Here is a 20,158-nt window from a genome sequence, read left to right as displayed (position 1 = left end):
GCGATCGTCTCCAGCGTGGATCGCATCCACGAACTGCTCAATAGCAGACTTCGGATTTACCGCTGGCTCAACGGGCGCTGCGGGGGCGGCAACTTCCGCCTCAGTAGCAGGCTCAACTGCAGCAGCCGGTGGTAAGCCGGACAAAGGCTGCTCGATATTAGGTGCGACATCGTCGAGGAAGCCGGGAATGAATAGCTCTTCGTCTTTGGCCTCAAGGGCGGTTTCCTGCAGATCGAGTTCGCGAGCTTTTGCAGTCCATTGATTGAAACGATCAACGGCGCCATCGATTAACTGCTCAGGGAACTTCCCTTCAGCGTCTGGACTGACCAGCAACACTGTCGAGCGATCACGGTCCTCAAGGAATGCCTTAGGCAACTTCACCAGCCACGCGGCAGCTGATGCCTGGTCAGCCAGCGGTGGAAAATGGATAGCAAGAATCTTTCTTTCAAAAAAATAGCCTTGCTTGCCTCCGAGCTCAAGCAATGCCTGCTTGGCAGCCTCAGTGCCCCCTAAGGCAACGAAAAAAAACTTCCCCTCGGAGTTGCGCCACATCTCAAGCGCAGCCCCGTAGGCCTCAAGGTTAAGCCACCGGATCGGCTTCATCGCTAACCTCCATAAAGTGCTGGATTTTCGAATTCTGTGCTTCGTGCAACACGTAGGCGCGTTGTCGGTTAGCCCTGGAAACAACTTCAGTTGAGTGCAGCAGCCTGAGCGCCACAACTTCTATCGTGTTGAATACTCAGTACTATAACATCGGCCAAACATATGTCCAAGCCGACTAAACACCACAATCCTTATTCACTTTTGGCATATGGCGCAGAAATCTTAGATCGGTTTTGCCAAACCGCTGTTCGTCACATTGCGCCGGCACGGTGCAAACAATAGATTTTACACATACAAAATATTGTACTATTGAGCTGACGATAGCATTTACAGGCAGGCTCAGCCGCTCTTGGAAGGAACACCTCTATGCGCATAAAAACCATCGCCATTGCCACGACTCTCTCGCTTGTCCCAATGTTTGCCTCAGTTAAAGCTTATGCCGCCGTAGATACCGCGCTTCTGGCCGCCATTCTGCAGCAGGCCATCGCCCAACTGCTTCAACAGCAAACGATCAACACCACTATCGATGATGGGCTCGGCAACGTTGAGGACGCGGTTAAGTCGACAGAGCAGACCATCAAGCAGGAGTCGGAACAAAACGCCCGTGCGATCGTCAATGGCCAAGTCAGCGTTTATAACCAGCAGAACCAAAAGGACCAGCAGGCTTCGACGTTCTGCCAAGAAGACCAAGTTCTGCCGACACAACTTGGCAAAGCAGTAACACAGAAAACCTACAGCCGCCAAACCAGCTTGTACAACAAGTACAACGCCGTGGATGCCGTGCGCGAACCCGCGAAATTCACCGCGAAGTTAAACCGCGATGTGAAATCCAACGTCACGGAAGCTTGCGACCCCAGGGTTCTTCCCCCAGTAGGTAAAAAGGACCTCGACAACGGTCCGTCTCCAATGAGCTGCACGGAAACCCAGATCGAGCTTGCGACCTCTGTAGCGAGCGGCAGAAAACCTGCCCCGCAACCACCAGACGCGCTGAAAGAAACGGACGTCGGCGAAGTACTGCAACAAGAGATCGATACCTACAACTTCCGGATGTCAGCCGTGGAAGGAGCCATTGGGTCGTCGATGAGCGAGGAAATGGACGCCAAGATCGACGCGTATCAAAGGCTTTTCGCTTCTCCCACTATTGAAGAGATCAACGCCATGAGCGGCACCGGTGGAGTGTCCCGTGATGCCCTGGTGCAACAACAACTTCAAAATCAGTTGCTGTTGAACATCTTCAAGCAGTCCGTTGAGCAGCAGCGCCTGCTTGCGATTCTTGTTTCGCAGCGCGAGGAGGATCACCGCAAACAAATCGGTGCACTCATTAGCAACTCCGGCCGCCAGTAAGGAATGCCTATCATGACAACAGAGCAACGACCGCCGGCGGCGCCGGAAGCCCCACAACGATCAAGACGCTCCAAAGCCCTTGCCGGCCTGGGGTGGCTCACGGGCGTCACCCCAACCAAAATGGCGTTTCAGGAAATCAGTTCCATGGCTCGGATTTCGGGCTGGGCCCTCTCAAGCTTGAAGGGAATGGTCACCTTCAACCGAGCTCAGGCGAAGGATGACGCAGAAAGTGCGAAAAAAGATCCTGAGCGCTTTTGGGATGAACTGGTGGTCAGTGCAAGCATCACTGAACGATCGTTGCGTATACGATACACACTCGCCTACTGGTTCAGTTACCTACTCTTCACGGGCCTCGCCGGCGGGATCGGCATGGTTGCCACCATTTACTCCATCCCTATGGCCTTGATCGGCAATGTCATGCTGCTCAATGTGCTGCTGATCATCTACGTCTCCAATCTTCACAAGCTGTACACGGCCCGGGAGCAAAAGGTGATCACCATCCCGGCGTTCATCAAACAAATCATCAAAAACCCTGGACTGCTATTCCCGATCCCGCTTCCGAAAGACTTCAAACTTAGAATCGCCGCCCCGCCTAAAGGAGATACCCCATGAACTCCTTCTCCGCACTCGTCCTGGTGTGGTTGTTTGGCACCTGGATGTTCAATGCCGGCGAACTTTCAAGTCTTGGTAGCGTGCACGCGACCGAAGTTACGCCACTCACGATTTTCGCTAGTTACTTTTCGATCGTCGGCTTGGCCGGATTCGGGATCCTTTCGTCGTGGGCTATGTTTCTCGGGATTTTTCGACTCCGGCAGAACGGGAATTTTTTCGGCCAACGGGACGGCAATGAGGCTTTTTTCTATCCTCTACGCGTGATCCTTGCGCTGGCTCTCTGCGCACCGGTTATTCCGGTCTCAAGCGTCGGTGGTTCAGACATCGTGCTGACCCCAGGTCACCATTTGATTGGTGGCATTGCCAAAAGCGGAAGCAACTGGGGAGATGATGCGCAGACTCAAAGTTTCAAATTGATGCACACCTACAACCTTTTTAACGAGCCCAGCTATGAGGTCTCGATCAGTAAACCTGAAGCAAAGGGCATGATTGGCAACTGGCTTACCCTGGCAACATCGGCCACCGGCTATTACGTCCACAAAAACCCCCAGGACCACCTGGCCGGTATCAGCGCAACGGACCTGGCCACCAAATTGGCGGAGGGCGCATGGCGTCGGCAGTACACCGACAGTTCGAAGCCTGGCTATTACGGCGCCGCGTCGGCGACGGATCAGTTCATAAACGAGATTCTCAATAACACCGCGATCCCATTGATCCCCCCAACTGACGCGATCGCCGCCGCGATCAAGCACAGCGATCCCACAGTTGCAGAGGGTGCCGGTGAAGGCACCGTTGGGCATGAGATGGGGTCTGAGAACTTCCTCTGCAGCTACACCGGGGCCAGTGGTTTCGCAGCATCGATCGTTTGCTCCGACGAGCAGATAGCACTGCGCGTGGCCAACGACAAATCTATCTCCGAAGGCCTTGCCTCTGCACAGCGGCAAATGTGGCAACGACTTGTACAAACACAGCTAAGCCGTCACATGAGCGTCAAGAACAACGCGTCCGCCGCAGAGGCAGCTGCACTTTCTACCTCTGCGCAGACTTACCTTGAGCAAGAGGTTGACTGGTACACCACCACCGCGAAGGACGTGATCCGTCAAACGATCGCTGGCAACCTCCTCGCCGAATCCCAAAGCTACTTTGAGTCTCTGCAGGAGTGGGGTTGGATGATGGGGGGAACCTTTGTCTTACGGGCAGCGAACGACTTCACCCGGGCGCAAGGCTATGCATCCGAAGGCACCTCTAAGCTTTACCCTACCAGTAGCCTGGCCGACCTCACGGTAGGCGACGATCTGACAAAGTTGACCATGAACCAGGTTGACCGGGAGTTGCAGGGTAAGGGCACCTCGACCAATTTCAAAGAACTGTTCGGACTAAAGATCCTGGGCACCGACCCATCCAAGGCCAACCTTTACACTGTTGCAGCCTTCGGCCGGGAGCTCGCCGGCACCGGCATGATGTTTGTCAGTGGTAGTGGCCTCTCCTGGCTGACCAACCAAAGCAAGGGCTTCACCAAGGCCCTGTTTCTGATAGGCGTCGTCCTACTGATCGCCGGCGCGCTGATTGGATACGTATTGCCTGTTGTCTTCGCAATCTTTGGACTGATGGGCGTGATCAGCTGGTTGACCTTCGTAGCCTCAGCGTTTTTCGGGGTGACACTTTGGGGGGCCGCCCAAGCCGCGCCGAAGGGTGAGGAGCATACCTCGCAAATGGCTGGCAAGGGCTGGAACACCCTGATCTTCATTGGATTCTATCCGGCACTCGCGGTTGGTGGACTGGCCGCAGCAGTGACCATAACCAGCATCGGGCTGCCGATCGTGAATACCATCATGTCCGGACTTTGGGGAATGATGGACAACGGCGTTGCGGACCTTAGCCAGCCTTTCGACGCACTCGCAGGCGTATTGATTGGCTCTGTAATGATGGTGCTGTTGACCTGCTTGCTTTTTTGGTCGGTGTGCATCACATCGGCTTCGTTGATCACCAACTTTCCAAGGACTGTACTGAACATGATCTCCTTCTCGGAACCCGGGCTTAACCCGTATGAAAACACGGCCCAGGGAGTCATGGGCGGCATCAGCGGCATGGTCAAAGCTCCTCTGTCGATCGCAAGCCAAACCCTCATGCGCAGGTTTGTAACCCCTGGCGGTTCACCCGGGGCGCCAGGCGGAGGGGGGGTGTAAGCAACAAACTGGAACGAATAACCCTGGTCACGGCCGGGGTTTTTTGTGACTGAAATCCCAGGCAAAAAAAAGGGCGCCCTATTCGGTGCGCCCTTCTATTGCTGCTTGTGCCACATTCATACTCAATACCCGAACCTGTCAGAGATAGTTCTTGAAGAACACTGGGAAGTTGTTGGCCAACGCCTGGTGTATGGTGCGACCGAACTCATACTTGGTGGCAACCTTGTAGCCATTACCAGCCGAGTAGACTATGTGCACGCCATCCAACTGACCAGCAGCTACGCCGCCTATCTTCTGCGCCGCGTTAGGCTTCAGGTTCTCAATGAACTTGCCATCTATGTATAAGGCATTCACATAGACATCTCCGTCGACCTTGGTTACCTGGTAGTGATAGACCTTGCCAGGGAGGTTTTTCAGAGGTGGAACGTTCTGATTGAAATAGGCGGTGGCATCCGCATCCCATTTAGCGGGCCAGACCTCACCATTCTTCTGGCCACCGCAGCCCACCATCACAGCAGCAGCAACAAGCAGTGCGCCCAGAACGCTCATCAGTTTGATCTTTTTCATGGTTTTGCTCCTTGCCCGTCACTTGGGCGACTGCACATTCGTTGTGCCTTTGTAGATATGAAAGCATATTTTTCGATAAGTTCAAAGTCTCGAAAAAAAACCTCCACAGTCGAGCACTGCTGGAGGATCACATAAAAGATGCCGCGTCTTTAAAGCTTGCCCGAGGCACGAGCATTGGTCACCGAATCCTATCTAGAAATCCTTAGGCGAGAAAGCTTTCTCCATAGCGCTTTCTCGCGTTATGACCCCTTTCGCAATCAAACCTTTAAGGCACATATCGAGAGTTTGCATGCCGAGGGCACCTCCGGTTTGAATTGTGGCAAGCAACTGAGCGACTTTGTCTTCGCGGATAAGGTTTCTGACGCCAGGCGTTCCCAGCATCACTTCATGAGCGGCAACCCGCCCTCCCCCAATCCTCTTCACCAAGGTTTGTGATATCACGGCATGAAGAGACTCAGAAAGCATCGATCGGACCATTGACTTCTCTGCAGCCGGAAACACGTCAATCACTCGGTCAACAGTTTTTGCACCGGAGGTGGTGTGTAGTGTGCCAAGTACCAGGTGGCCAGTCTCCGCGGCGGTGAGTGCCAGCCGTACCGTTTCCAGATCACGCAGTTCCCCCACCATAATCACGTCTGGATCCTCACGAAGCGCGGAACGCAAAGCCGCTGAAAAGCTATGAGTATCGCGATGAACTTCGCGCTGGGTGATAAGACAATTCTTTGACAGGTGCACAAACTCGATTGGGTCTTCAATGGAGAGCACGTGCAGAAGCCGGTGCTGGTTGATGTAGTCGATCATCGCTGCCAATGTGGTGGACTTCCCTGAGCCCGTTGGTCCCGTGACAAGTATTAAGCCACGAGGAACCTCTAGAATTCGACGAAAGACTTCGCCCAGGCCAAGATCCTCCATCGTCTGCACTTTGTCTGGAATCGCCCGGAAAACAGCACCAACGCCTCGGTTCTGTGTAAACGCATTGACTCGAAACCGAGAAACGCCCTGTATTTCGTAGGCGTAATCAATTTCGAGATCGGTCTTATAAGCCGATTTTTGAGCTTCACCCATGGTTGCCAGGATCAATTCGTGAACCGCCTCAGGAGTGTACGCCGGCATATTAATCCGCCGCATGTCTCCATCGATCCTGAGCATTGGGGGAAGGCCCGCAGACAGGTGCAGATCTGACGCTTTCTGCGCGATGCAAAAGGATAAGAGTTCTTGAATGTTCAATTCTTTAGCTCCCGATCCCTATTTATGCTTCGAACTTGGCAGTGTGTTTGCACTTCGGAAAACCGGAGCATGCCCAGAATGGTCCTTTGGAACTCTCGCGTAAGACCATGTGCTTCTTCTTGCACTTCTCACACAGTTCACCCACTACCACATCAGCCTTGGGGATAGGCTTGCCGTCTGGGGCAGCCTTCAGACTGGTTTTGCACTCGCGATCGCTGCAGGCCCAGTAGGGTCCGAACTTTCCGTTCTTCAGGTACGCCATCGGCTTGGCGCACGTCGGGCAATTGGTCGCAAATCCGTTGAACTCGAAGATGGGCTTCATGGCGTCTGCGCGCTCTTGGTTCATGCCTTTCTGCTTATAAAACAGTGCGCATCGCTCAACAGCGTTGTTGGCAGCTTCCATCGCTTTTTCGAACGAGATTCTTTCGAAGCGGACATGGTCCATGTAGTCCTCCCAAATCGCTGTCTGACCTGGATCTTTCAGGATATCTGGAATGGACTGAATCAACAGAAGGGACTTTTCAGAGCAATCGATATCCCCTTTTTTAGGCCCCGGGATAATCAGTTTGCGATTGCGAAGTTCTTTCACCATGTTGGCTCGCGTAGCTTCAGTGCCGAGCCCAGAGGTCTCTTTCAACCGTGCACGTTGCTCTGGTGATGTTACAAACTTGTGCACATTGATCATGTCTTCAAGCAGTGTGCCTTCGGTGTAGTAAGGCGGCGCCTTGGTGACACCCTGCTTGACATCCACCTGCTGAACTTGCGCATCCATCCCGTCCTTTAACGGCGGAAGCTGCTTCGTTCCCTTCTCGCCGTCATCTTGGTTGGACTCAGCAGCATTAGGCTGCAGGGCCTTGAACCCCAACTTCAGAGGAGTTACCCCAGACGCCTTCAGGAGGATCCCTCCGGCTGGCAACGTGGCGTCGACCTGGTTGTATTCGTAGTCAGGTGAAAGAGCACGGATGTAGTACAGCACAATCAATTGGTACAGGAGCTTCTCGTCACCGGACAACCCTGTAGGGATTGACGTAGTCGGCAAGATTGCATGGTGGTCGAAGTTCTTTTGAATCTCCGAGTCAGGTTGAATTCGGTCTTTCCGGTAGATAGGGGTCGGGGTGCCCGTAATAGACAGCGAGGGCACCCAGCCAGCGCCTTCCAGGCCAGCAAGAATACCTGGCACATCCGGGATCTGTTCCTCAGGCATCAAATTACAGCCCGTACGCGGATAGGAAATGTACTTGGCGTCATAGAGTGACTGACCAATATCAAGCGTGTGATCCAAAGTCCACTTCCAGCGGCGGCTGCATTCTTTCTGTAGATCTGATTGACTTGGAAATTTAGGGGGCGATTCCCGTTTGTCATTCGATTCTACGGCTAACTGTCCGCGGGCGCCTCGGATGGAGGCAGCCAATGCGTCCGCTTTGGACTTTTCCCAAAGACGGTGTTCATGGCCTTTCGGAGCAAAGGTCATCACGACATCACCCGCACTGGTGTTCACCAGCGCCGCCAAGGTAAAAAACACCTGAGGTGTAAAGTTGATGATTGCTAAATGGCGAATCACTACCAGGTTCAAAACCGGCGTCTGCACTCTGCCAATTGGGAACACCGTACCCGACGGCGCGAAGGTCAACGTTGCACCTCGGCTGTTGGTCATTCCCCACATGTAGTCAAATCGGGAGCGAACCAAAGCAGCCTGGTGCAGCGTATCAAACTCACGACCGTCACGCAGTTTGTTCCAGGCGGCCCGTAAACTCGCCTCGTCGAGTGAAGACGACCAAAACCGAAGCAGTCGGTATTTAGAGTTACCAGAGAGGTCAATGAGCTCTCTACCGATCAACTCCCCCTCCCGTCCACAGTCAGTCGCGATGATGATTTCGTCCGCCGACTTGAGTAGGCGCAGGACCGTTTTGAGTTGCTCTGCTTTGTCCTTGTAAGCGGCCATTTTCCAGGCCTTGGGAATGATAGGCAGGCTCTCAAGATCCCAGGTTTTCCAACGCGGCTCCATGTCGCCTGGCTCAACCATCTCCACCATATGGCCGATCGAATGAGTGAAGATCCAGCCATTCTTCGCCTTGTGGTAGCCAGCCCCACTTTCCGCGATTCCGAAAAGCGATGCATGCACTTTTGACTGAGTCGGTTTCTCACATAGGACGACGGTTGTCATGGTTCAAAAGACCTCGAATGATCATTATGCAATGTCAATAATATAACAGAGACCAATCACATAATTAATCACAAGAAATAAAAAAGCCAGGCGGGCACCAAGGAATACTCCTCGCTGCCTGCCCGGCTTTAAAAGCTCTGTAAAAATCTGTTGTTAAATACCGTCAACGGTCTGAAGAAACTCAGCAACAAGCGACGCAATTCGCTCCGCATCGGCTTCATGATCACAGGAAACTTCAATTTTTCCTTTCACGACCTTAATCGTCCCGATTGGCCGCGCTTTTGAATACAGCGCGCGCGGCTCTGTACGCGGCGGCTCTTTTCCTGCGTTCAATTTATCCAAAATCCAACGAATCGCTCCCTGCTGCGCGAGCTTGCCCTCACTCATACTGGCGACAGCCTGCAAAACAACCCCCTCGTCACGCTTCGAGAGCTCAACGAACTTCAACACATTTTTTGTGCCAATCAAGCGGGGTTTCTTTTTCAGATAGTCCTGGATGCTTTCAGGAAGACTCAAAAAGCCGAGACAACGACTCACCGTAGATTGATTGACTCCTACGCGCCGGGCCAGGGCGCTGGCAGTTAACTTTTGGTTGTTATCCATGATTCTGCGGTAGGCTTTGCCCGCCTCGAAGTCAGACAGGCCAGCTTCACCATAGTTATCAGCAAGCGCCTCAATCTCGGCTTCCGCATCAGAGAGCTCACAAACCCTGGCTCGAATAGTCTCCCAACCCAGCAAGAAGTGAGCACGCCATCTACGCTCCCCCCCAACCAACTCATATCGCCCATCGCTTTTTTTGCGCAAGATGATCGGTCTTCGTAAACCGCCTGCTTCGCTGATTGAAACTGCAAGCAAATCAAGCTCAACCTCATCGATACTCAATCTTGGCTGATAGGGAGAAGGGTCAATGAGGATTATCGGAATTTCGTCTGATTCAGTGCTAGCAGGCGTTATTGTGCTTGCCGTCGCATTTCTGGACGAGGCGCCCGGGGCGTTGCTAGGCTCATCATCCAGCAACCCTCGCCTAGCCAAAATATCATCGAGACTAACGTCAAGATTCTTGTCCGGTAGAACAGCAGGCGCTCGAACGCCTTGAATATGAGCCGGCGCAGCAGCGGCCGGTCCTTGCTCGGGAATATTTCTGTCCTTACCCAGCGGCCGCACTTGCTTAGCCATCTTCACCACCTCGTAATCTGACTTCCTATGCACCGTGCATAGGTCAAAACCTAAGGAAACCTATAACATCGATTATGCACCGTGCATAGATCAAAAAATGATCAGCTATGCACCGTGCATAAATTTAACCAAGACCTACAGTGTTCCGGATTCGAGTCAGAACCTCGGAGAAAACCCCCCGCATAGCCCCCAACGAATTTTCTGAGCCATGTTTCCACGCCATGATAGGCACACCTTCTTCCAAAGCCTTCGAGTAGTCTTCTGAGAAAAACAGCCTTCCGTCTGTAACGCGGCCAGGAAACAGTTCAGATAAGCGAGTGAGGTTTGCGAGGATGCGAGGGCGATTTTTGATAAACATAGTCGGGATGGCGATAATCTCCGGCGACCGCTGGAAGTCTTCCTTGAATTGCGCCAGTTTACCGGCAAGACGCGAAAGAGCTCGAAAGGAGAAGCGGTCCATCCGAACCGGGCAGACCAGGAAGTCACTGGCTACCATGCTGTTTCGCGTAATGAGGGAGCCCGACGGAGCGTTATCAAAAATAATGACGTCATACCCGGAAAAATCACAATGCGGCAACTGGCCTGCTCGCGCCTTATTAATGTGGGCGGCATATCTAAAATCGGAGTTATTGGCCGCGCCAAGCGCGATATCCAAATCGTCTAACGATTCTTCAGCTGGAATCAAATGCGGACCATGCTCACCGAATGGCTTTTTAATGACCTGCTCCAGTGTCATGGCCGGGAACATATTGCTGATTCCCAGCAGGTTACCAAAATGACCGTTGATGGCTCGGTCACGGGAGATACCCATCTCTTCCAGCTCCTCCGGGGTAAGGTCGGGATCATAGCCCAACATACTCGACGCATCAGCCTGGGGGTCGTTGTCGATCAAAAGGACCCTCAATCCTTGGAATGCCAATTCCATCGGTAGATTGACTGAGCAGGTCGTTTTCCCAGTTCCACCTTTCTGCACAAACATTGAAATCGTGATTGGCCTCGACAGACCTTTTGTCAGTCCCTTTTCGCGACGCAAAAAAGCAATTTTGCAAATGTCATCCACCGTATAGGCGCGTGCGGAAATGGCGCCGCGTGGCACACGGCGGATATCCAAGTCATGGTCACGCTCTACAGCCTTCAATGTCTGAATGTTGAGACCCAGCGCTTCAGCAGCAAACTGGGGCGGGAGATACAACGAGCTAAAATCAGCGTAGGGGTAAGTTTCTTGGTTCGCATCGTAGGCCATGGCTAACACCTTTCAGGGTCGATATGTGCCATTACCGTATACGAAAGAACAATCAAGTCAAAGCAATATATGGTTAAAGTCCATTTTTAGGCCGTAAACCGTATATTTAGAGCCTTGTTGAGTGAGCAACGTTTTACGCGGAGAGGGGAGGGGAGGGGAGTTATGGCGAACCAACCAGGAGCAGTGACCAAACGAAGCTGGCCACCGCGCCTCGTTACATGTTGGGCAAGGTCATCTGACGATCTTTACGCTGACTACGCGGCAGCCCCAGAGATTGCTCAGAGGCCGCCATTCGCTTGGAACCTGCCATTACTTGCTTGATCCATTCCTTGCCTGGGTAGAGGGTAAACTCCGCGTCGATGATCGACGGACGGCCGCGGGGGCGTCGAGTTGGATACAGCTCTTCAACCTTATAGTCCTCTAACAAGCCATCCACTTTCATCTTGTCGAGCTCCTTGCAGATCGCCTGAAGGCTCCCATTGAGCTTAACGTGGGAGAGTCCTGCGGTGAGCCTCTTAAGATCGAGCAGCCTGAAGGTAAATGGCAGTTGTGAGGAGATGTTCGGCACCAGGTAATGCATTAACCGAATGAGATAAGCACCAGGCGGTGTATACCCCTTGGTGATCCCCATCGGGAACTGACGGTAAGTGACATTTTGAATGGCATGGGCGATCAGTGGATGAAGCTTAACCGACCATACATCGCTACCAATGGCCACATCCGCTTGTTCTTTGTTGCGCTCGAACCCCGGTAGGATAGCCTCACGCTGGTCACGCTTATCATTGTTAGAGCCGATGGTCATGATGGAGGACGAGAGAACCTCCAGAGCCTCACGGATCTGACCGTGGCTCAATGTGCTGCCCATCGATTTGAGAATCCGCGCAAGGTCTCTGATGGAAAATTTGACGTAATAGGAAACTTCACCGTTGTCGGAATGGGCTTCTGCCTGTGCGCACGCATGGTGAATCAGGGCCTGCTCAACCGCCTGCTCTTTAACACCAGGGAAGCGCCGTTGCGGCTTGGCATTTTTGGTTTTGGGATAAAAGGTGCCTGGGAACAGCGTGACCTTGGCTTCCTTGCCCCCGATGTTGAAGTCAATCTGATGATCGTTTGGGACAATGCCGGATGAGTTGTTCAGAAAGTCGCCTGAAAACTTGGGAATTTGCTCCCACAGCATAATCACGTTCGACAGCTCAGCCCTCTCCCCATCACTGTTACACAGGAACCCCTGGAACAATCTCAGTGCCTCAGCAGGCCTCCGCTCAGGGGTGACCGGGGCAGGACTGAATGTGCCCTCAGGCCCGAAGAAAAGAAGCTTCTCTTCCTGAACTGGAGTGGTAGAGGCCATCCGATTGCTCCTTTGAATGGATGATAACGGCGTTCAACGCCTGAATATGCGAACGATAGACGTCTGCTTGTTACGTGCGCAACCGGCCCGGGAGATAAACAAGGCGATAATCGGGAGATGAAGGCTCATTTAATCCCGAACACAGGGGCGATATTTCGATTTCAGCTCAACGCTTGAGCCTTCACATACCGCCGCACTTGGCCCGCCAATGCTGTCAATCCTGACCTATCCCGACCAGGATACGTGGGAGATCAGTCGGCCCTTATTCAGCAGATTCCCCAAGAGGCGCGGGAGATGGAGCTCTATTTAATCAGCCACCCGACGGGAGATAAATCTAGCTTTAATCATTAACTACCTGATTTAACTACCATTTGGCGCTTTGCGTGGGCAAGCGGGCATGGGAGACAAATAGCCATTTAATAAGCGGAAAGGAGCGGTTACCGAGCTCTCACAGCCTTTAAAGATGCGTGTAATCAGCAGGTTATGGGCGGGAGACAGAATCAACTTTAATACCACTCGCTATCAAAGCACGACCTATACGGGTGCTTTAAGCAGATAAACTCATGGCAAAACCCTATGTACACAACTGCCAGGCGGGAGATCGAACCGTGTTTATTACCGGCCCAGGCCTGCAAAGGACCGTTCGTCGTCCGCCGCACCAAATGAGGATGATGCCTCAAGAACTCAAATCGAGTTTCGGCAACGTGGGAGACAGAAGGGTATTAATTCAGTGATACGGACTGCCTTCAACGCGAAGACCGCCGCCAGCATCAGGCATTACCGGGAGATAGATGTGGATTTAATCTCAATCATCTAGCGAGCGCGCGACGGCGGGAGATAATTCCCGCCTTATTCACCACCCACTGCGTACTCATCGTGCTGCAGAGCCGGCTGTGCTACGGTTTGTCCAGCAAAGAACGTTTCCCGCCAGTGGCTCATTAAAGACCCGGGAGACAGAACAGCATTAAAGCGGGAGACAAAACGCGGTTTATGCCTTTTTTGATCATTTCTTGAGCACGCTAATTACTGAAATGAGGGTGTGCATGTCAAAACCCGGGAGATAAAGCGTCGCTTAATAGCAAATACCTGGGAGATAAAGGCTGTTTTAATCATGACCCCACACCGGAACACAGCACTTACGCAGCAAAATCCGGGAGATAAAACCCACTATATTCAGAAGGCCTGGGAGATTATTCGCCGTATTACTGGGAGACGCGAAGCGGGTAAATTGGGAGACAGAACGCCGCTTATTCCGGTTCAAGCCCAGCAAAATAAAGGGTTTCAGGCGAGCCCCCTTCTTTTGCTTTTTTCCTTCTCCTTCATTCTTTTATGAGAAGGCTCAAAACAAAAGTCCTGGGCTCACCCGAACGCTACAGGTGATAACGGAATCACTACTGCCGCCACAGATACCGGCCCAGCTTGTCCGCTGCAGGATCAGCATTAAGATCCTGATAAAGCTGCGCCTTCAATCGCTCCGTCTTGTCAGCTGCAGCACCACCAGCAGTTGAACCAGCCTGCTTGCTACCTCCCTCTGCAAGCAACTCAGATGTCACCCCATCAGGACCGTCGAAGGATTTAGGATCGGTTTGAATTTCATTCATCGAACTACCGCCGGCAGCAAACGCGAGGACCGTGAACGAAGACAGTAAGACAAACACACCAATTTTTCTGACCATGCTTACACCTCGTTAACGATCAAAACCCAAATCCGGTTCATCCGACAGTACCGGCTCAATCCGGCCCAACTCATCTGCACCAGGTCGAATTTCACAGGGTTTATCAACAGCGTCATCAGGTTTACGAGGCAGGATCGACGTCGCACTGCTGATCAGGCTATTCAACAGTGTTGGTTGGGCAGCCTTCTGCATACGCTGAATATCACTCTGGCTGACGACTTGAATTCCCTCAGCTTTGGCCAGGGCAGTCACCAACTGCATGAATTCTGGAGAACCCTTGAACCACATGGTTTTCCAGCCCGCGGCCTTTCCGCACTCAACAAAGGCTTGAGCCACTTCCTGATCGGATGTCCCCCTTGCTTTGCAACTCAGTTTGCCACTGGAAAGATCCATACTGACCTGGCTGGAACGGATCAAGCCACCATCTGTTTTGAAGGTAATTTCATCCCCAGAGACTGAAAAACTCGATCGCAACCCACCTTTCGATATCGGCCGGAGAAGCAATGCCTTGGCATCAGCCCAGTATCCTTCGGAAAGCAGTGCAACCAGCTCATCCGTGCGCTGCTTCGCATCAGCACGACGAGTTTGATCTACGTCCGCCGGCAAGGTAATTCCACCCGCCTCCTGAAGCTGGCCTTCAACCAATTCAGCAGGGGAAAAACCCGGGCCGCCGGCTTCAAAAAACTGTTCTGTCTGAACATCTGCGATTGCTTGTTGAGCTTGCTTTTCCAGCAGAGGTTCCGGCTCGGGCATCGTCTCCTCTTTCAGTACGGGCGAGGGGATGTTCTGGACACCCTCACTGGCCCCTTTCAAGAGAATGCTGGAGATGTCGTCATCATCAAGAGCCCACATAGGGGGCTGGCCTGTTTGGACTGCAGGCGTCGCAGCAGGGGATGGCGCATCGGCGGGTTCAAATCGGCGCATTTAGATTCTCCATTTTACTGTGGTTACACAGTCTCAATAGTAATATACTTAAACCGCACTCGATAGATTATGTATTCCTCACTTTCCACGCCGCATTCCCAAGGGATGCGGTTTTTTTTGCGCCCAACCACTTGTGCGCATTGTTATGCTTATCTATTTTCTTTTACTTGATTAATGGCCTATTGCGCATCTTCAAATCGATCTTAGGTGTTGATAAGCAGTGTTTTGACAGACAAAAAAACACCCGCTCAATTGGCGGGTGTCACACTGCTTCAAGTCTGTGCTCTGCAATCAATTTAGTCAGGTTGTGTTTGACGAATCACTTCCTGCACCAGGTGATTGATAATCTCATCCGGGGCAAGGTTCGGGTGCATGACTTTCAATTCATCAAGCCGGCGCTCGATCGAACCACCAGGGAAAAGCCTTACCAGTCCCCTGAGCGCGCTCAAGTAGCCCAAGGCAAGAGCCAGCTTCTGCCGAACGTTGACATCATTCGGCGTTGACGAAAATGCCCACAGGTACATGCTCGGGAGGGGGTAGGTAAGATACTGAATAAGTCGACCTTTGGATGTTTCAGCAATCAGCAACATATGGGCCCCTTCGGAATCCGCTCCCCGTACCTTGCTTCTTAAAGCTTCAACAGCAGATTTTGGCAGGCCGAATTTGGCTTCACACCGGACAATACCCTGCTCACCAGGTGAGCCCAGAAAGAAAATCGAGCTGGCCAACTCAATGTCATCGCCATCAAAGTCCTCGTCGCTCTGCGATGCCATCCCGTAATGAATGTTGAATTTACGAATCTCACGGCGATCCTGGGAAAACTGCTCCCGGACCTTGGTGAACTTCTTGGTACGATGGTATTCATCGATATCAAGTCGCGAGGGCATGCTCTTCTCACGGTCCATCGCCCTACGGTGGAACTCACGCACTTCTGGTGCGCATATCAGCTCCTTCAGGACGTCATCGTTGATCCACCATTTCCGCGTTGTAGCGTGACGCGCAAGAAGCATGATCAGAGCTCCTTGCTGCTCACCCGAAACGCCACCCGCTTTAACCACGTCCTCAAGGTTAAGCGCCAAGATCCTAGCGTTGGTCCTGAAGGTGGTAGGCCCGCTGAAAATGTGGGACCGCGTCCAGCTTTGCAGAACACTGGTTAAGTACTTAAGGAGCGTGATCCCCAGACCAGGCACGACCTGCTCACCATAAAAGTCAGTGATTTCCTGGGTCGAATGAAGTACGTCCGCCAGATCAGGTAAGGTTGGCATGGCCCTCCACTGTGCATATTCAGCCAGGATGTACTTGCCCTGGTCGAAGAGCAGCCGGGTTAAGTGCTTCCATGTCAGGTCTTCCTCCCGATTCCATCGCTCGCGACTCACGATCTCGTCGATATCTTCGTATCCCGCAAGACCCGGTGTGTAACGTTTCAGTCGTGAGCTGTTTTCTCCCAGGTACATCTTGTAAGCATGCTCGATCAGCATCGGCACAACAGTGGAAACCCCTTCCGGCGGGATGTCTTTACCTGCGGAGGTGAACAGTTGAATAAGGAAGTTTGTTTGGAACACCCTTTCCACCGTCGTGGGGTGCCAAACGCACAACTGGGTATCGAAAAAATTCATGCAGCAGTCTGGTGAATCCGTGATCCGTCGATAGGACGCTTGCCACAGGTGCTCTTTTGGCAAGATTGACTGCAGTAAAAGAATCATCCCGCTGGAGGAAGGGCCGATATCAAGCGTCACACCTCTCGGGAGGAGCCCAGCTGACGCATACGCTTCAATGTAGGCCGCACGAATAGCCTGCAGCAGCACCGACTTACCGCCACCCATAGGGGCGATGAACAGATCCGAAACGAATTTTTGTATGCCGGCAGCTTGGTGCTTGAACGGATAAAGGCGTTTGGCTTCGGTCAACATCAGCAATGCGCCCTGCATGTGCCGCTGCCAGATCGAGCCAGGCCGCGAAAATGGCAAGGTGCGCAGCGCATGCTTAGAGGGAACCGCGAACGTCGATCCTGCAAAGGTCGTTGCTCGATCGCAACCTGGTACAGCATGTTTCAGCAGTTCATCGGGATCGTCCGTATCCTGTCGCCATTGACAGCCACCCCAGGCCTGCAACTGACTGATGAGCGTATAGATCTGGTGCTGGGCTTCTTCACGCGTTCTCGCCTGCGTGCACACCTGCATGCGAAAACCACAGAGGTTTTCAGTCTTGGCGATTTCGAGCAGCGTCTCCGCATGAGTCGAAATATCGCCGTTCTTACTGGACAGAATTTTGACTGACTGAGCAACGCCCTTGTGTGAGCGAACGTAACGACGCCACTTTTCGGCGCCCGATAAGAAACACATCGACGTCCACCAGTGGAAGTTACGAGGCATTTCGTTCACGAGCTGATCGGAGTCGAGCCAGGTGAGAGGATGGACATACATGTATGCGACTGCGAAAAAACGTCCTCCACGGTTCCCAATACGAACCACACCGTCATCAAAGACATCCATAAGCTCCGGAAGAATTTGGTCTCTCAAATGAGGCAAGCGCGTATGGTCATCGGCGGGGCTATTAACATTGAAGTAGGCGCGATCACCTTGAACCGCCGGCGCCCAGTTGATTGGCGTCGTATCAGGGAGGTAGAGCCGCCGAATCTCACGCATCAGGGCGTTACTATCAATGGGCTCGCAGATCTGCGTCACATCAGGCGATCTCATAGCAGCGGTGAACGAGTTAACGTTACTGTGATGCCGCTGGTAGAGCGTTTGCATCTTACTGCCCAGTATCTGGGTAAACGCACTCAATGAGCGGGGCAGCCCCCCCAGCAGCCTCTGCGCACCGCGGGAGTCCAACGCAATTTGCTTTGGGTCGCCCAACGACTGCATCGAGGTCGTCACTGTCGCAATGTTGTTTTCCCGAACGGCGCGCCCGGCCAGCATTTCCTCGCGCGAACTGATTAGCGCCTCAATGGTGACCATATCGACGTTCAGACGCCGCCATGTTTCGCGCGAAACATTGGTGAGCATTCGTAAATCCTGGCGTGCTTGATCCGGATTTACCTCAGTCACCCACTGGATCTGGCAGCCGGGTTGTTGAAGCTGGGCTGCGAGGAGGGTGAACAGCGAGCGCAATGCATCGTGCCGCTCGGCGTTACCGAACATCCGGTATGCGCCTGACATTCGGATACCGCTCATATACCCCAACCCCGCCTGCAGCTGGATCGTCTTTGGGTCAACCACAGCCAATACTGGCAGGCGAGAGGATGAATATTTTCCGAATAACTCATTCAACCCATAGAACAGGCTCATTGGTCGAGCCCTGCGACGATTTCATCGATTTTGGCGATCGCCACCTCGCTTGGCTCGTTGGTCAGCGCATTGAACTGAAGCAGCAACGCCGGGTCGCGAATGCCTTTAACCTTGGAAAGAAAATTGGAGCTCAGAGTCGTTGCCGAAATCCATTCACGCATGGCGCGCTCAAGCTTGTTTGTGGATGAAGCCTCTGTCAGATCGCTCACGATATAACCCTCGCATTCGGCATTTAATGCCTTGAAAATACATTTTTTGCATATCTATGCGTTTCAATGCTCGCGGTGGACATTCAAAGGCCAATAACGCACCTCTATCACGCACTGCGCTACGCAACGCGCATCTACAGCTAAAACCTTGAAGCAAGTCTGCAAATAGCTAAAAACAACCTCGCATGACGTAACCATTCAAATCCCCAGAATTAGACGGCTACGGAGGATGGAGGCGCTGAACGACCTTTAAAACGCTTGGCGAGCGGCCGGGGTGGCCGCCCCGGGTGCTCACAACCCATCTCGCATGACGAAAAACCTATCTCGCATGACGCGATATCGGCGCCTCTTACGAGCCAGTCATGGGCGCTTCCAGACCCATGCCCTGACAAAGGCTGTCAAGATCCGCAATAGCCATCGCGGGAAGGGATACCACCAGGCGTCCGCCGCAAGCGCTAGACATCGGGGTGTAACCTGCGTCGTACACCTTTTGTGCATGACGTATCATCATCAATCGATCATGCGCCGCGACGTAAGCTGCGACCGGTTCACGGCCTGTGGCAGGCTTGTCCCCCGAAGTGGTTCCAAGAATCGCGTAGAGCAACGATTCCGCGATAAGTCCTGCGGAGTACGAAAAGTCACAATCCGGGACCAGTTTCATTCCGTTGGAAGATGCCGCAGCGAGTTGCTCGCCGAGACTTTCCACGCGACTCGGCTTCCATACACCCCGCACCACCAGGTTCGACCGATCCGCATAGAACATTGCCTCAGGGAGCGCGCACCACACTCGCGGATCAGAGTCTGTTGTCTGCCGAGCAGCAAACGGCGCTACTACAGCAAGGTCAGGGTCGATATCGCTGATGCTTACCTCAAAAAAAGAGCCCAAACCACCTTCGGCAGCCAGTCTGTTGCTATCGGCCTGGCCGGACAGTGGCTGATAGGTCCAGTCGGCTCGCAGATGAGGAACCGGCAAGGTCATCAACGCCTGCAGATAAGGGATTCGGGGCGCGATGTAGGTCCGAGAAGTTGCATCAGGATTGGATTGGACCATCGCAGGAGTCATGTACTCGTGCGCATTCCGAGCTGCGGTGATGAGGGGAGAACCGGCTGTTTGTCGCGAGGCAATGCCCAGGAAATTGTTCAAGTACCAATCGAGCCGACCAAACACCTTGCCGTTCCATCCCAGATTGGCTTCCAGGTAGCCTGCAATTTCTTGGAACACCCTGAAGACAGCCTCGGCCTGCTCAGGTATCGGCGCATATTCAAGGCCAATCTCGTGAATGATGCTGGACATGCTGCAGCGCAGCAGCTGATCGCCACGAAGGTTCGACTGCTTGTAAAGCTGCCCCCTTTTAAATTCGGCATAGCCGACGCTGGTGTACCAGACCACTCCGGACGCGAGGTCTGAAAGTCTATTGATCCGACGGCCACCTTCGGCCGTTACCGCGTAACCCGCTGAAGTCGCGGGATACCGCTTGTCATCGAGGATGACGACGCCCAAAGCCGGAATAGCCATTAACCCACCTCATTCTTTGCATTGTTAAGCATTGTTTGTCCTTGAATCTCAAGTCATTGCCATGCCCGGCATA

General features: G+C 53.1%; 15 protein-coding genes. 4 read left to right on the top strand and 11 right to left on the bottom strand.

Annotated elements, in window-relative coordinates; genetic code table 11:
• The first annotated feature begins 969 nt into the window (after positions 1-969).
• Genes OZ428_RS34245 through OZ428_RS34235 form a run of 3 tightly spaced genes read left to right on the top strand, consistent with a single transcriptional unit; the run spans position 970 to position 4,745 of the window.
• Entirely contained in the window at positions 970-1,947 is a 978-nt protein-coding gene (locus tag OZ428_RS34245; RefSeq protein WP_269134304.1) for a hypothetical protein, read from the top strand.
• A 12-nt stretch (positions 1,948-1,959) separates the two neighbouring features.
• Positions 1,960-2,559, top strand: coding sequence for a hypothetical protein (locus tag OZ428_RS34240; protein ID WP_269134303.1), 600 nt, complete (start codon positions 1,960-1,962; stop codon positions 2,557-2,559).
• Positions 2,556-4,745, top strand: coding sequence for a hypothetical protein (locus OZ428_RS34235; RefSeq protein WP_269134302.1), 2,190 nt, complete (start codon positions 2,556-2,558; stop codon positions 4,743-4,745). Before OZ428_RS34240 ends, OZ428_RS34235 begins: the two co-directional genes overlap by 4 nt.
• Before the next feature lie 138 nt (positions 4,746-4,883).
• Here OZ428_RS34235 and OZ428_RS34230 read toward each other — a convergent pair whose 3' ends face one another.
• From OZ428_RS34230 to OZ428_RS34205, 6 genes are all read right to left on the bottom strand, one after another.
• On the bottom strand, positions 4,884-5,312 hold the full coding sequence (locus OZ428_RS34230; RefSeq protein WP_269134301.1) for a hypothetical protein: 429 nt from the start codon (positions 5,310-5,312) through the stop codon (positions 4,884-4,886).
• A 192-nt stretch (positions 5,313-5,504) separates the two neighbouring features.
• Entirely contained in the window at positions 5,505-6,539 is a 1,035-nt protein-coding gene (locus OZ428_RS34225; protein ID WP_269134300.1) for a type IV pilus twitching motility protein PilT, read from the bottom strand.
• 22 nt (positions 6,540-6,561) lie between these two features.
• Positions 6,562-8,703, bottom strand: a complete 2,142-nt coding sequence (locus tag OZ428_RS34220; protein ID WP_269134299.1) for a DNA topoisomerase — start codon at positions 8,701-8,703, stop codon at positions 6,562-6,564.
• A gap of 153 nt (positions 8,704-8,856) precedes the next feature.
• A complete protein-coding gene (locus tag OZ428_RS34215; protein WP_269134298.1) occupies positions 8,857-9,879 on the bottom strand; it encodes a ParB/RepB/Spo0J family partition protein in 1,023 nt (340 codons plus the stop codon).
• A gap of 124 nt (positions 9,880-10,003) precedes the next feature.
• Entirely contained in the window at positions 10,004-11,122 is a 1,119-nt protein-coding gene (locus OZ428_RS34210; RefSeq protein ID WP_269134297.1) for a ParA family protein, read from the bottom strand.
• A gap of 214 nt (positions 11,123-11,336) precedes the next feature.
• Positions 11,337-12,470, bottom strand: coding sequence for a hypothetical protein (locus OZ428_RS34205; protein ID WP_269134296.1), 1,134 nt, complete (start codon positions 12,468-12,470; stop codon positions 11,337-11,339).
• Between the two features lie 1,039 nt (positions 12,471-13,509).
• Here OZ428_RS34205 and OZ428_RS34200 point away from each other — a divergent pair.
• The gene (locus tag OZ428_RS34200) at positions 13,510-13,803 is read left to right on the top strand and encodes a hypothetical protein (RefSeq protein ID WP_269134295.1); all 294 of its coding nucleotides are present in this window, start codon (positions 13,510-13,512) and stop codon (positions 13,801-13,803) included.
• A gap of 58 nt (positions 13,804-13,861) precedes the next feature.
• On the opposite strand, the gene OZ428_RS34195 is transcribed toward OZ428_RS34200, so the two are convergent.
• From OZ428_RS34195 to OZ428_RS34175, 5 genes are all read right to left on the bottom strand, one after another.
• Positions 13,862-14,146, bottom strand: a complete 285-nt coding sequence (locus tag OZ428_RS34195) for a hypothetical protein (protein WP_269134294.1) — start codon at positions 14,144-14,146, stop codon at positions 13,862-13,864.
• A gap of 12 nt (positions 14,147-14,158) precedes the next feature.
• Entirely contained in the window at positions 14,159-15,070 is a 912-nt protein-coding gene (locus OZ428_RS34190) for a hypothetical protein (RefSeq protein WP_269134293.1), read from the bottom strand.
• 296 nt (positions 15,071-15,366) lie between these two features.
• On the bottom strand, positions 15,367-18,360 hold the full coding sequence (locus OZ428_RS34185) for a hypothetical protein (RefSeq protein ID WP_269134292.1): 2,994 nt from the start codon (positions 18,358-18,360) through the stop codon (positions 15,367-15,369).
• Positions 18,357-18,569, bottom strand: coding sequence for a hypothetical protein (locus OZ428_RS34180; RefSeq protein WP_269134291.1), 213 nt, complete (start codon positions 18,567-18,569; stop codon positions 18,357-18,359). Before OZ428_RS34180 ends, OZ428_RS34185 begins: the two co-directional genes overlap by 4 nt.
• Positions 18,570-18,918: 349 nt before the next feature.
• Positions 18,919-20,085, bottom strand: coding sequence for a hypothetical protein (locus tag OZ428_RS34175; RefSeq protein WP_269134290.1), 1,167 nt, complete (start codon positions 20,083-20,085; stop codon positions 18,919-18,921).
• Between the last annotated feature and the right edge of the window lie 73 nt (positions 20,086-20,158).

This window comes from Pseudomonas sp. GXZC (assembly GCF_026967615.1).
Taxonomy (GTDB): Bacteria; Pseudomonadota; Gammaproteobacteria; order Pseudomonadales; family Pseudomonadaceae; genus Aquipseudomonas; species Aquipseudomonas azotoformans_A.
This window is presented reverse-complemented; position numbering and strand designations above follow the sequence as displayed.